The 13,435-nt window shown below is 47.7% G+C and carries 11 protein-coding genes; 7 read left to right on the top strand and 4 right to left on the bottom strand.

The features are described from left to right. From RMO55_RS11305 to RMO55_RS11290, 4 genes are all read right to left on the bottom strand, one after another. Positions 1–668: MORN repeat-containing protein (locus RMO55_RS11305; protein WP_396134267.1), on the bottom strand; the 668-nt coding region annotated here is incomplete at its 3' end. 117 nt (positions 669–785) lie between these two features. Beyond that, positions 786–2,195, bottom strand: a complete 1,410-nt coding sequence (locus RMO55_RS11300) for a TonB family protein (RefSeq protein WP_310426606.1) — start codon at positions 2,193–2,195, stop codon at positions 786–788. Between the two features lie 318 nt (positions 2,196–2,513). Next, positions 2,514–5,096, bottom strand: a complete 2,583-nt coding sequence (locus tag RMO55_RS11295) for a TonB-dependent siderophore receptor (RefSeq protein ID WP_310426605.1) — start codon at positions 5,094–5,096, stop codon at positions 2,514–2,516. A gap of 46 nt (positions 5,097–5,142) precedes the next feature. Continuing rightward, on the bottom strand, positions 5,143–7,725 hold the full coding sequence (locus RMO55_RS11290) for a TonB-dependent siderophore receptor (RefSeq protein ID WP_310426604.1): 2,583 nt from the start codon (positions 7,723–7,725) through the stop codon (positions 5,143–5,145). Between the two features lie 268 nt (positions 7,726–7,993). On the opposite strand from RMO55_RS11290, the gene RMO55_RS11285 reads away from it, so the two are divergent. The 7 genes from RMO55_RS11285 (at position 7,994) to RMO55_RS11255 (ending at position 13,278) form a co-directional block, all read left to right on the top strand. Next, a complete protein-coding gene (locus RMO55_RS11285) occupies positions 7,994–9,019 on the top strand; it encodes an iron ABC transporter permease (protein WP_310426603.1) in 1,026 nt (341 codons plus the stop codon). Then, the gene (locus RMO55_RS11280; protein ID WP_310426602.1) at positions 9,016–10,056 is read left to right on the top strand and encodes an iron ABC transporter permease; all 1,041 of its coding nucleotides are present in this window, start codon (positions 9,016–9,018) and stop codon (positions 10,054–10,056) included. Before RMO55_RS11285 ends, RMO55_RS11280 begins: the two co-directional genes overlap by 4 nt. Further along, positions 10,053–10,919: an ABC transporter ATP-binding protein gene (locus RMO55_RS11275; RefSeq protein ID WP_310426601.1), complete on the top strand. Its 867-nt coding sequence runs from the start codon at positions 10,053–10,055 to the stop codon at positions 10,917–10,919. Before RMO55_RS11280 ends, RMO55_RS11275 begins: the two co-directional genes overlap by 4 nt. Before the next feature lie 70 nt (positions 10,920–10,989). Beyond that, positions 10,990–11,535, top strand: coding sequence for a DUF1349 domain-containing protein (locus tag RMO55_RS11270; RefSeq protein ID WP_310426600.1), 546 nt, complete (start codon positions 10,990–10,992; stop codon positions 11,533–11,535). Positions 11,536–11,605: 70 nt separating this feature from the next. Continuing rightward, positions 11,606–11,830: a DUF433 domain-containing protein gene (locus RMO55_RS11265; protein WP_310426599.1), complete on the top strand. Its 225-nt coding sequence runs from the start codon at positions 11,606–11,608 to the stop codon at positions 11,828–11,830. Continuing rightward, complete coding sequence (locus tag RMO55_RS11260) at positions 11,827–12,159, top strand: DUF5615 family PIN-like protein (RefSeq protein ID WP_310426598.1); 333 nt, start codon at positions 11,827–11,829, stop codon at positions 12,157–12,159. Before RMO55_RS11265 ends, RMO55_RS11260 begins: the two co-directional genes overlap by 4 nt. 18 nt (positions 12,160–12,177) lie before the next feature. Beyond that, entirely contained in the window at positions 12,178–13,278 is a 1,101-nt protein-coding gene (locus RMO55_RS11255; RefSeq protein WP_310426597.1) for an iron-siderophore ABC transporter substrate-binding protein, read from the top strand. The last annotated feature ends 157 nt before the right edge of the window (positions 13,279–13,435 follow it).

Raw genomic sequence — 13,435 nt, 5'->3', positions numbered from 1 at the left:
CCAGTATAAATATTACCATTTTTGTACTTGCGAGTTCCTGTTCCTGCAAATTGTCCAGCTTTAAATTCGCCTGTATAGTTACTTTTATCGGCAAAAGTCATCGTACCTTGACCGTCTGGTCGATCGTTAGCAAGATTACCTTGATAACTATTACCATTTTTGTATTGGCAAGTACCAGCCCCATTGAGTTGAGTATTTGTAGCAATTCCGGTACAGCGATCGCCATTTTTAAAGGTAAATATACCCTTACCTGCGGGAGATCCATTTTTGAATTCGCCTTGATAACCACCACCACCCGCAGCAAGATAATTACCAATGCCATTGGGTTCGCCCTTGACAAAATCGCCTTCATAGCGATCGCCATCTGGATATGTTCTTACTCCTTTCCCTTCAATTTGACCATTTTTAAATGTGCCTTGATAGCTGCCACCAGCCGCAAATGTATACTTACCAGTCCCAGAGAATTTACCATCTTTAAAGGAGCCAGTATATGTATCTTTACTGGCATATTGACAAGTCGCTTGTCCGGTTAAAACTCCTCTACTCACTTCACCTTCGCATTTACTCCCATCGGGTAATGTGATGCTGGCAGCGATCGCTAAGTGAGTTTGAAAAACTGATGTTGTAACTCCAATTGCACCCGTAATTAATACCTTGAAATAATTCATATAATTCAAACAACTTTTATCAAAAAATATTCTTGTATTAGTACTAAAAATACACGACATTATCGATCGATTTCAATAGTAATAACAACCTAATCCTACTAATCATAATCATTAAAATCATAGTAAAATATTCGCCTTGACTACTCGTTCTACTATTTTTCCTGGAGGGCTAAATTGCATTTGCTTGACTCCATTAATCACAACTCGATCGATTGTCGAATTACCGCTGGATTTGGCGATACTCGCTCTGGTGACATTACCGTTGGGATCGACGGCGATCTTAATCCGTAATTTATCCTTGCCGCCATCTCGATCTTCTAGATCTGTCAGTCCGCTAATGTCGCATCTTTTGATACATTGCAATCCAAATGTTTTCCCAGAGCCAGCATCATCACCGCCGCTATTGCCTGGATTGGGCTTCAAGCCAGCACCTGGTTCGGCTCTGGCACCGCGCCAACTATTGCCTCGCTCGACACCACCAGGATCGCCATCACTGGCATGATTACTACTAGGAGTGTTCCCAGCTAATCTAGTAACTAGTTTCCCGCCACTAGTGGGCTTACCTGCTAATCCTGACTGGTTGTTACTAGAGCCTGCAAATTCATCGGTGGTGGGTGTTTTAATTTTGCTCGGTGCGACTTCCCCAAAGTTATCGTCAGTGGTAGGGCTAGTATTATTTGCTGCTAATTTACCAGCTAATTTACTAGTAGTAGCGGGGTTGCTAGTCAATCCCGACTGGTTGTGATTGCTGGAGGCGATTTCTTCAGTCGGCGCATTGACTTTGCTTGGTGTTACCTGCTCAAAATCTTGCTCCTGAGTCGGTGCGGGTGTATCTGTCGAGCGGGTGGCAAGTTGGCGATTGGGTGAGTTACTCGCTAACCCCGATTGATTTTCACGGATGGGCGTTTCCGGTTGAGGCTCTGTGACTATTTTCGGCTGTTCCGGTTGAGGAGTCGTAAAAGTAGGCGATTTAGCTATTTTCTGAGTGGGTACTGCTGAAGTTTTCACTGGTGCGGGTTTGAATATTTCGTCAGGAAACGCTGGTGGAGCTACCGCTTTTAACGGCGGCTCTATCGATCTGGGTGCAGGTTTACTGGCGACTCGTTCGCGTAGCGTCGGCTTCGCCGAATCGATGAAATTATCGAGCGATGATGCTGTCTTGACGATCGGGACTGGTTTTTGCGTTACCTGGGCAGGTACCTTGACGATCGGCATTGGTTTGGCTGGAGCTATTTTTGGTTCTAGTTTTGCGGGTACCTTGACGATCGGGACTGGTTTTGGCTCTACCTTGGTGGGTGCCTTAACGATCGGGATTACTTTTGGCTGTGGTGGTTTCTCACTATCGACATCCACCATTGTAATTTCCATCGGCTCATCGATCGGCGCAACGGGTTTCCATAACGTTGCGACTCCAGCGATCGCCGCAACGTGGAACGCCAGCGAGCCACCTACCCCAGCCAGTAAGATAGTTAGCAGATTTTTGTCGGCATTCTGCCTGGATGTGGCACTGAAACTCGATTGTTCCATAATTTTTGAAATTGACGGGCGGGAATTATAGCTGTTGAGATCTTATCACAAATACTTTTAACTCAGGTAAATCACACTCTCTTAATTTAATCTGATGTTTTAGTAACTAAAATAGCTATCTATCAAGCATTTCAAGGATCTCCAATCTCTGAAATCGATCGTAATTCAGCAATAATGCTGAAAAATATTTGCGATAGATTAGCAATAATTTATAATTTTAGACACCAAACTTTGTTTTTTTGAAGATCGAGATTGAATCTCGATCGTCAAAGCTGTTGGCTGTAAAAAGCTGTATCGTAGCAGACACTGAATCGAGCCTTAAAACTTCACAGACACAGAAGCAATTACAGTGAATGGATCGCCAAAATTATTGCCAGATCCGCGCGATCCTAAACTACTTTCGACATACTTGGCATCGCTAATATTCTTAAAATTGAGTCCAAATCGCCAATCATCCTTTTTGTAGAAAATTGCCGCATCCGCAGTCAAATAACTTCCCATTAGATAGGTATTCTCTAAATCACCTTGACGATCTCCCTTGAAATTTAGACCCGCACCAAAACCTAAACCCTTCATCTGACCTTGCTGAAGTTCGTAAGTTGTCCAGAAGCTCGCCGCATGTTCTGGCACCCCAAACAATTTTTTACCAACGAGTGTCGGATCTAAATCGGCAGAAACTTTGGCATCGGTATAAGCATAAGATGCTACTAACTTCAGACCGGGCGCGGGTTCGCCAGCAATGTCGAATTCAATCCCCCGACTGCGTTGTTCGCCAGAGGCGATCGAAAATAGCGGATTGTCAGGATCGGTAAGGGGGACATTTTGCTTGGAAATATCAAAATATGCCAGTGTTGCAAACAGTTTGCCATCGATTAAGTCAGACTTGACTCCAATCTCATACCCTTTACCGCGTTGTGGCTCTAAAGCTGCGCCTGATACTGTCGTACCTGAATTTGGAGTAAAAGACTGTGAATAGCTGCCGTAGGCTGAGAGTCGATTGTTGAATTGATAGAGGAGTCCGAGCCGAGGGGTGATCGCACTGGCAGTTAAGCTAGTTTCTCCAGGGTCGGTTCCTACACCAGGAATATTAATATTGTCTTGCGAGAGCGTATCATAACGGACTCCTGCTAGGAGTTTTAAATTTTTGACGACCTCAACTTGGTCTTGGACGAAAAATCCAAAACTATTACCGCGAATAGCGGTACCGCCAAAGCCAGGGATGTCGGCTTTATTCGGTTTAACTACGCCATAAACGGGATTAAACAGGTCGAGGTCTGTTGGGTCGCCAATGCTTGAAAAAAGTCGCCCCTCTCGACGGACATAATCTGTACCGACCAATAGTTTGTGCTTGACATCCCCCGTGGCGAATTCACCAGTTAAATTGGTTTGTAAGGTATAGTCCTTGGTCTGACCTTCTTGAGTGGCGAAAAAACGGTTGACGGTATTTGTGGTCTCATCGAAACCCAGCGGATAGGCGACAACATTGAAATCAAACTGATTTGAGGCATAGCGAAAAGCATTGCGGAGTTTCCAGTTATCGCTAAACTGATGGTCGAGCAGATAACCGATATTCAGGGATTGATTGGTGATTCGATCGCTAGGTTCGCCGCTAATGCGATCGCGCGAGACATTGGCTACACTCGTCCCCACTGCGGGCAATCCAAAATCGCCAGGACGATTGGAGTCGATATATTCTGCGGAAATACTCAGGTCGGTCTTGTCGCCAACTTTCCAGGCAATTGTCGGGGCAATAAAGGTTTTCTGGTCGGGTTGAGTGGACTTCACCACACTATTGATGCTTTGATACAGTCCATTGACGCGATAAAGTACTTTGCCATCAGCGGTTAAAGGGCCAGAAACATCAAAACGGGGGCTAATTAAATTACGAGAGCCACCTTGAACTTCTACTTCATAAAATGGCGTAGATAATGGTTTCTTGCTAATGAGGTTAATCAGTCCACCTGGCTCGATTGCGCCATACAAAATTGAGGCTGGCCCTTTGAGGACTTCAACTTGCTCTAAATTAGCAATTTCGCTGAATGGTTGGGTATTTCCCTGACCAGCCCCAAATTGCCTGAATCCATCCCGCAAAGTTGCCACTCCAGAGAAACCACGAATACTAAACGTGTTTCCACTGCGACCTTGGACATTCCCATTATAAATAACGCCGCTGACATTACTCAGCGCATCTTTAACATCTCTACTCTGCCTGTCGCGAATAATCGTCTGGGGAATGACTTGGACGGAGAATGGAGTTTCGATAATCGGTGTATTCGTACCCGTCACACTAGAAGCATTGGGCTTGCGGTAAGAGTCTCTCAGTCCGCCGATGACGTTGATTTCGAGTTCTGGTTCGTTTTTCTGCGCTACAGGTTCGGGATTTGTGCCAGCCGCACCAGCAATCACCGTCGCTTGGGGTGTCCCCGTCGAGCCAACTACAGTAACGCGGATGTAGCCCGAATCTACCTGGGTGACAGAGACACTCTCGATCCCTTTGGCGGGATTGGCCGCCCGAAATGGTTGCGCAATAATCGCATTGGGCAGATCGAAGTAAAGGAGATTGCCAATGATTTTGGGAGCTGGAGCCGAAATCGTCCCCGCAGTTTCTAAGACTACTTCAATCCCGTTATCTTTGGCATTTAGCTTGATGCCAGTAATACTCGCTCGGTTGCTATCTGCCTGTGCGAGTACTTGTCTAGTACTGCGATGAGTAGTAATACTGGTAGCGTTAGGATTTGAGGATCGATCGGCATTATTAGCAGTTAAAGATCTTGCACTAGCTGGAATAGCAATGGCGATCGCCAAAATATTAATTACAAAGCAGAGCGGTAGAAATGTATTGAAAGTGAGAATTTTTCGGTGCGATCGAACGAGATTCATGGTTTTTTCTTGACACATCATATTAGATGAAGTTGGGAATATAAAAGGACAAATAGAGACTCGACAATTAGAACTTAACCCCAACCGAAGCAATTACAGTGAATGGATCGCCAAAATTATTGGCAGATGTGGGCAATCCGAAACCACTTTCGACATACTTGGCATCGCTAATATTCTTGAGATTGAGTCCAAATCGCCAATCATCCTTTTTGTAGAAAATTGCCGCATCCGCAGTCACATAACTTCCCAGCCGATAGGTATTTTCTAAATCGCCTTGGCGATCTCCCTTGAAATTTAGACCCGCACCAAAACCTAAACCCTTCATTTGGCCTTGCTGAAGTTCGTAAGTTGTCCAGAAGCTCGCCGCATGTTCTGGCACCCCAAACAACTTTTTACCAACGAGTGTCGGATCTAAATCGGCAGAAACTTTCGCATCGGTATAAGCATAAGAGGCAACTAACTTCAGACCAGGCGCGGGTTCGCCAGAGATGTCGAATTCAATCCCCCGACTGCGTTGTTCGCCAGAGGCGATCGAAAATAGCGGATTGGCAGGATCGGTAAGGGGGACATTTTGTCTGGAAATATCGAAATACGCCAGTGTTGCAAACAGCTTGCCCTCGATTAAGTCAGACTTGACTCCAAACTCATACCCTTTACCGCGTTGTGGCTCTAAGGCTGCACCTGCTGCTGTCGTACCTTCATTTGGGGCAAAGGACTGCGAGTAACTGCCGTAGGCTGAGAGTCGATTGTTGAATTGATAGAGGAGTCCGAGCCTAGGAGTGAGCGCACTGGCGGTTAAGCTAGTTTCTCCACCTTCGAGAATATTAGTAGTAGTTTGCGAGAGCGTATCATAACGGACTCCAGCTAGGAGTTTGACATTTTTGACCAGATCGATTTGGTCTTGGATGAAAAATCCAAAACTATTACCGCGAGTAGTTCTACCGCCAAAGTCAGGGAGATCGAGTTTATTCGGTTTAACTACTCCATAAACTGGATTGAACAGATCGAGGTCTGTGGGGTCGCCAACACGTTCAGCCCGTCGGCCCTCTCGACGGACATAATCTGTACCGACCAACAGTTTGTGCTTGACATCCCCCGTGGCAAATTCACCAGTTAGATTGGTTTGAAAGGTATAGTCTTTGGTCTGACCTTGTTGAGTAGCGAAAAAACGGTTGACGGTATTTGTCGTCTCATCGAAACCTATTGGCAAGGCGACAACATTATAATCATACTGATTTGAGGCATAGCGAAAAGCATTGCGAAGTTTCCAGTTGTCGCTAAACTGATGGTCTAGTCCATAACCGATATTCAAAGATTGATTGGTGACTCGATCGCTAGGCTCGGTGATAATGCGATCTCGTGGGACATTGGCTACATTCGTTCCCACTGCTGGCACTCCAAAATCGGCAGGACGAATGGAGTCGATATATTCTGCGGAAATAGTCAGATCGGTCTTATCGCCAACTTTCCAGGCAATTGTCGGAGCAATAAAGGTTTTCTGGTCGGGTTGAGTGAAATTCCCCACTTTATTGATGCTTTGATACAGTCCATTAACGCGATAGAGTACCTTGCCATCAGCAGTTAAAGGGCCAGAAACATCAAAACGGGGGCTAATTAAATTACGACTGCCACCTTGAACTTCTACTTCATAAAATGGCGTAGATAATGGTTTCTTGCTGACGAGGTTAATCAGTCCACCTGGCTCGATTGCGCCATACAAAATTGAGGCTGGCCCTTTGAGGACTTCAACTTGCTCTAAATTAGCAATTTCGCTGACTGGTTGGGTCTGTCCCTCACCAATCCCAAATTGCCTGAATCCATCCCGCAAAGTTGCCACTCCAGAGAAGCCGCGAATGCTAAACGTGTTCCCACCACGACCTTGGGTATTCCCATTAAAAGTAACGCCGCTGACGGTACTGACCGCATCTTTAACATCTCTACTCTGCCTGTCGCGAATAATCGTCTGGGGAATCACCTGAACTGCAAAAGGAGTTTCGATAATCGGCGTATTCGTACCCGTCACACTAGCAGCATTGGGCTTGCGGTAGGAGTCTCGCAAACCCCCAGTAACGTTGATTTCTATTTCTGGTGCATTTGTCTGGGCTACAGGGGAATCGTTCGCACCCGCTTCGCTGGCAATTACCGTTGCTTGGGGTGCCCCATTGGTGCCAATTACCGTCACGCGCACGTAGCTAGAATTTATTTGAGTAACAGAGACATTTCCCACTCCTGGAGCCGGATTAGCCGCTTGGAATTGTTGAGAGAGGGTGGCGTTGGGGATATCGAAGTAGAGGAGATTACCAACGATCTGGGGAGCCGGAGCCGTCAGCGTCCCCGCAGTTTCTAAGATTACTTCAATGCCGTTATTTTTCGAGTTGAGCTTAATTCCGGTGATGTTTAGTGGCGCGATCGCTGCCTGTGCTAGGAGTTTTTTGATGGTCGGTAAATTTTTGCGACCTAGATGATTGTGGCGATTCCCCAACGGGGAGGCTTCGCCAACGACCGCCCTCTGACTGGTTGCACCTGGGAGCGTTTGTGCTTGGACTCCAATTGGTAGAGCAATGATTACGGCAGCGAACGCCAGACAGATCTGCTGGATGCATAGCTGTTGACAGAAACGATACTTACCACTGGAATTATTAGTCTGCATTTTAAATAAGAATAATTATCAACAAAATCTGATTGTACATGAGCGATCTCCGTGTTGTCTATACCCAACTAGACTTTTTGGCACATGCTTAGACCGGGTCTTTTTTGATGTGATGGCAGCACTCAGCGGTCAAACATCGACTTTTGGCGGTCAGATGCTAGGGATTAACTGTTAAGAATTAGCAATTTAGATCTAGATCCGCCGAAAGTACCATTGCAAAGTATTACCAATAGTTAGTAATATTAAATGATTAATCTTAGCAAGTATCATGCTCGACCCTACTGTTGCGAGGTTGTCTAAATATCTGAAACCCTCACCACTAGTCGGGCTAGGGCTAGGTATGTTGGTGGCGATCGGTTGTGCGATCTACAGCATTACTTTAGGCACTAGAGACATTTCGCTAGCAGTTATTTTCGACTCCTTTACCCAGTTCGATAATTCCTTCGACCATCTGATTATCCAAACAGTCAGATTACCCAGATCGCTAATGGCACTCGCTGTCGGTGCCGCGCTTGCCGTAGCGGGGGCGGCGATTCAAGGTTTAACCCGCAATCCCCTAGCCGAAACTGGCATCTTAGGCATCGAAGCTGGCGGTGCCCTAGCGGTAGTCGGTACCTCCTTTCTGCTTGGTAGCTCCACCCCCTCAGACTATGCCGGAGCAGCCTTTGTGGGGGCGGGCATCGCGGCGATTGTCGTTTATTTCTGTGCATCCCTCGGCCCTGGGGGAGTCACCCCGCTCAACCTGACGATCGCTGGAGCTGCGATCGCCGCATTTATCGCCGCCTTAACTACCAGCATCCTGATCGTCAGCCAGAGTACCTTAGACGAAATTCGCTTTTGGCTGGCAGGTTCCCTGGTAGGGAGAGATTTCGGTCTATTTTTACGGGTATTACCAGTAATGGTGGTGGGGTTATTACTGGCATTTGCCCTCAGCAGACAAATCGCCACCCTGAGCTTAGGCGAAGATGTTGCCACCAGTTTGGGACAAAACACCCTGACGATTAAGCTGTTAACGGTAACGAGTATGGTGTTACTCGCAGGTAGTTCTGTGGCGATCGCTGGGCCGATCGGGTTTGTGGGGCTAGTCGTCCCCCACGGCGTGAAATTCTTCATCAAAACCGATTATCGCTGGATTCTGCCCTACTCAGCAGTCTACGGTGCCATTCTGCTGTTAGTTGCCGATATCGCCGCCAGACTGTTAATTCAGCCCCAAGAGCTGCCTGTCGGCGTAATGACGGCACTTGTCGGCGCACCAGTATTTGTTTATCTCGCCAAAGCAAAAATCCGCGCATGAAAAACTGGTTAGCCATTCGCCCGCCCCTACCAGTAGATCGCCCAGAGCGGCAGCAATTGCCGATCGTCCCCATATTAGCGGGGTTGACCTTGGCGGCGATCGTCGTCAATGTCGGGCAAGGTGAGTACCCGATCGCGCTCGGCGATCTCATCGCAACCCTGCTAGGTATCGATACAGGCAATCCCGATCTGCCATTCGTGATTCAAACATTGAGATTGTCCCGTACCTTAGTCGCCTTTTTAGTCGGTGTCGCGCTGGCGATTTCGGGTGCGATTTTTCAAGGCTTAACCCGCAATCCCCTCGCCGATCCGAGTATCATCGGCATCAATGCGGGGGCGAGTTTGGCGGCAGTTGCGACGATCGTGTTATTTCCCGATGCCCCAGTTGCTACCCTACCGATCGCCGCATTTATTGGGGCATTATTCATGGCAGCCCTGATTTATAGTTTGGCAGGGAGTGGGCAAAATTCACCGATGTTATTAATTTTGCTGGGAATTGGCTTGTCGGCGATCGCCAGTGCCTGTACCAGCTTAATGATTTCCTTGGGGTCGATTTCCACTGTCAGCCAAGCTTTAATCTGGCTGGCCGGCAGCGTCTACAATCGCACGTGGGAGGATTTTTTCGCCCTGTTGCCGTGGGCGATGGTTGGTACTGCCCTCGCATTGGGACTAACGCGGGAGTTAAATGTCCTCTCCTTGGGCGATGAGATCGCCACGGGATTGGGGAGTCGCGTGACATGGCAACGCGCCCAGCTCGTCATCATCGCCGTGGCATTAGCTGGCTCGGCGGTGGCTGCCGCTGGGACGATCGGCTTTGTCGGACTGATTGCCCCCCACATCGCCCGCCAACTCGTCGGAGGCAATTATCGCCAGATCTTACCAGTCGCCGCCCTCATCGGGGGCATGTTAGTGACGCTCGCCGATGCGATCGGGCGCACGATCTTGGCACCGATCGAGTTGCCCTGTGGTGTCGTCCTTGCCACGATCGGCGCACCGTTTTTCCTCTATCTACTGATTCAAAATCGCCACCGCAAATGATCGAACTCATCGCTCAAGATCTATCCCTGGCTTACCAGGGGAACACGATTATTCAGGATTTGTCCTTAACGATTCCTGCGGAAAAAATTACCGTGTTAGTGGGGTCGAATGGCTGCGGCAAATCGACCTTGCTCAAAGGGTTGGCAAGATTGCTCAAGCCGACTAGCGGCGGGGTGTATCTCGATGGTAAATCGATCCTCGCCGGATCGACCAAAAGTGTCGCCAGGCAGTTGGGACTATTACCGCAAAGTCCGATCTCCCCTGAAGGTTTAACCGTCAAAGATTTGGTGTCCCAAGGTCGTTATCCCTATCAAGATTGGCGGCAACAATGGTCGCTGCAAGACCGCCAAATCGTCCGCGAAGCCTTGGAAATGACCGACTTAGTAACACTGAGAGATCGCCCCCTCGATACCCTCTCTGGCGGCCAAAGACAACGAGCGTGGATTGCCATGTCCCTCGCCCAAAACACCAAAATTCTGTTACTGGACGAGCCGACAACATTTCTCGATCTCGCCCATCAAATGGAAGTCTTGGATCTGCTCTACCGACTCAATCAGCAGCAAGGACGCACGATCGTCATGGTATTGCACGATCTCGATCGAGCTTGCCGCTATGCCGACTATTTAGTTGCCATCAAAGCCGGACGCGTATTTGCCGCAGGTACACCAGCAGAGATCGTCACGACAGAACTCGTCGAGGCGGTATTTAACCTCAAATGTCAAATCCATCCCGATCCGATCGCCGGAACGCCGATGTGTATTCCGATCGGTACCAAAACATTCAATCGCCATTCGATTCAACCCAATCTGCTCGGCAACCTCAAACAGTTGGAAGCTGACAAGGTGTTGAGAACAGAGCTGTAGGAACTATTTGAGATCTTTGAGGCGTTTGATATAATGAATCTCGATCGAATCCGTATTTCACCTAACCACTATGCAATGGCTGAACGAACCTGCTCATTGGTCAAGTTCTAGTAATCGAATTATTGTTAACACATCGCCAAAGACTGATTTCTGGCGTATTACTCACTATGGGTTCATTCGAGACAGTGGACACTTCTATTTCGAGCGGGTAGACACAGATTTTGTTGTGGAAGTTGAGATAACTGGGAGCTATAAGGATTTGTATGACCAGGCAGGTATTATGATTCGATTTGATGAGAATCATTGGATCAAAACAGGTATAGAGTATGTCGATGGGGTTCAGCATTTAAGTGCTGTGGTCACTCATGACTACTCAGACTGGTCAGTAACTCCACTCCTGAAACCACTTGTATCTCTCCGGCTACGTGTTGAGCGTCGAAAAGAAGCAATCCATATTTCATATCTGGATGCAAGCTCAAAGTATGCTTTGCTCCGACTGGCTTATTTCCCGATTGTCCCAGAGGTTCAGGTTGGCATCGTGTGTGCATCACCAGAGGGGAACGGATATGAAGTCGTTTTTGATAATTATCGATTGATTAAGCAGTCCGCAGCCTAACAAACCGAATCGATCGAATTGAGAGAAGGCGTTGCGCTAAAATGAATCTATTATTACGATCCACATATCAATGAAATACCAAAATATTCTAACAATAGAACCTGGAAAACGTAGCGGAAAACCTTGTATCCGAGGGATGCGAATTACCGTCTATGATGTCTTGTCCTATTTAGCGTCTGGTATGACCCAAGATGAAATTCTCCAAGACTTTCCGTACCTCACCACCACTGATATTCTTGCCTGCCTTAGCTACGCTGCCGATCGGGAACAGCTTACCCTCACTATTGCGGCATGAAATTGCTTTTTGACCATAATCTTTCACCTCGATTAGTTCTGATTCTTGCCGATATCTATTCTAATTCTCAACATGTTTTTCCATTACAAATGGATAGGGATGACGATCGCCTCATTTGGGACTATGCGGCTCAAAATGACTACACAATTGTTACCCGCGACTCAGATTATAACGATCTGAGTCTTGTCCGAGGTTTCCCACCGAAAGTTATCTGGATTCGGCGGGGGAATTGCTCCACCAAAGAGATTGAAGTCATTCTTAGATCGTCAACTCAGGATATTCATGAATTTTTCCAAAACCCATCACTTGGAATACTGACTTTAAGTTGAGAATAGGTTATTAGAAAAATGATGAAATTTAGGAATTATTTTTATAAGCTGGTTGTGGCGATCGGGTTAATACTGACGCTCGCTGCCTGTGCGGGCAAATTCGATGCCCCAAAGGGGACGCTACACGATCGTTCGATCCGTTCGAGCGCACCAACTGCGAACCGCGCTAACTGCCAGCAAATCGAGCATACCGCCGGAACGACTCAAGTGTGCGACCGACCGCAACGGATTGTCGTGTTAGGCCCATATTTATTAGAACCATTGCTGGCTCTCGGTCTTCAGCCAGTAGCCTTTGCGGACTATGCCGCTTTGCACCGAGGCGAATATAACAAGCCCAGCCAACAGATTCCCTATTTAGGAGCGCGGATCGCCGGATCGATCGCCAATGTGGGCATGGCTGGCACCCCCTCGATCGAAGCAATTGTCAAAGCGAAACCGGACTTAATTTTGGGACTGGATATTACTAATACCCAGCACTATCAAACCCTGTCGAAGATCGCACCGACACTAATGCTCAAATGGGGCGATTCCAATGGCAATCTCCAGACGATCGCCAAAGCCGTGAATCGTTCCGAACGCGCCACAGAGTTATTGCAGGAAACGAAACAACAAATTGCCACCGCCCGCCAAGCTTTTGCCCCACTAGTTGCCACCGCGCCCAAGTTGCTAATGCTGATTTCACCCGACCTCCGCGAGGTGGGGCTAGTGACCAAAATTCACGATCGATGTAGCTCTTTACCCCAAGATTTAGGCTTTCAATTGGTCTACCCGCAACAAGCTGGACAAGCACCGCCGGAGACTTTCGCGCCGATTTCGCTCGAAACATTCCCCGAACTCGATGCGGCAGATGCGATCGTGCTGCTAGGGCACAACTTCCGCAATGTCTCAGCAAGTACGCTAGCAAATGGGTTTGAGGACTATCAACTGACTAAACTCCAACAAGCTTGGACGAGTAACCCGATCGCCCGATCGCTCAAAGCCAGCAAAGCAGGCAAGGTCTATTTCATCCCTAGCTATCTCTGTCTGGCATTACCTGGCCCGATTGGGACTCAGCTCTATCTTGAGGAGTTTAAAAAACAGCTATTATCAACAAAATCGGGTTCGAGCCTCCTCCAGTAGGTCTATGGTGTAGACCTGTGACCCCAACCCACCAAAACAACAAAAAAAGGCCATGTGGAGAAAAAAACCCAACAAGCTTCGATAAAAATAAATGGTACCCCCCCAAAAAAAACCCCCAAACCAAAAATATGGGGGTGGGGGGTTGTAAAACCAAAAA

Source organism: Chamaesiphon sp. VAR_48_metabat_135_sub, from assembly GCF_031418915.1.
GTDB lineage: Bacteria > Cyanobacteriota > Cyanobacteriia > Cyanobacteriales > Chamaesiphonaceae > Chamaesiphon.
This window is presented reverse-complemented; position numbering and strand designations above follow the sequence as displayed.

Excerpts from the sequence above, each read along its gene's own strand:
- RMO55_RS11300 (WP_310426606.1), bottom strand. The coding sequence starts at position 2,195 with ATGGAACAATCGAGTTTCAGTGCCACATCCAGGCAGAATGCCGACAAA.
- RMO55_RS11295 (WP_310426605.1), bottom strand. The coding sequence starts at position 5,096 with ATGATGTGTCAAGAAAAAACCATGAATCTCGTTCGATCGCACCGAAAA.
- RMO55_RS11290 (WP_310426604.1), bottom strand. The coding sequence starts at position 7,725 with ATGCAGACTAATAATTCCAGTGGTAAGTATCGTTTCTGTCAACAGCTA.
- RMO55_RS11285 (WP_310426603.1), top strand. The coding sequence starts at position 7,994 with ATGCTCGACCCTACTGTTGCGAGGTTGTCTAAATATCTGAAACCCTCA.
- RMO55_RS11280 (WP_310426602.1), top strand. The coding sequence starts at position 9,016 with ATGAAAAACTGGTTAGCCATTCGCCCGCCCCTACCAGTAGATCGCCCA.
- RMO55_RS11275 (WP_310426601.1), top strand. The coding sequence starts at position 10,053 with ATGATCGAACTCATCGCTCAAGATCTATCCCTGGCTTACCAGGGGAAC.
- RMO55_RS11270 (WP_310426600.1), top strand. The coding sequence starts at position 10,990 with ATGCAATGGCTGAACGAACCTGCTCATTGGTCAAGTTCTAGTAATCGA.
- RMO55_RS11265 (WP_310426599.1), top strand. The coding sequence starts at position 11,606 with ATGAAATACCAAAATATTCTAACAATAGAACCTGGAAAACGTAGCGGA.
- RMO55_RS11260 (WP_310426598.1), top strand. The coding sequence starts at position 11,827 with ATGAAATTGCTTTTTGACCATAATCTTTCACCTCGATTAGTTCTGATT.
- RMO55_RS11255 (WP_310426597.1), top strand. The coding sequence starts at position 12,178 with ATGATGAAATTTAGGAATTATTTTTATAAGCTGGTTGTGGCGATCGGG.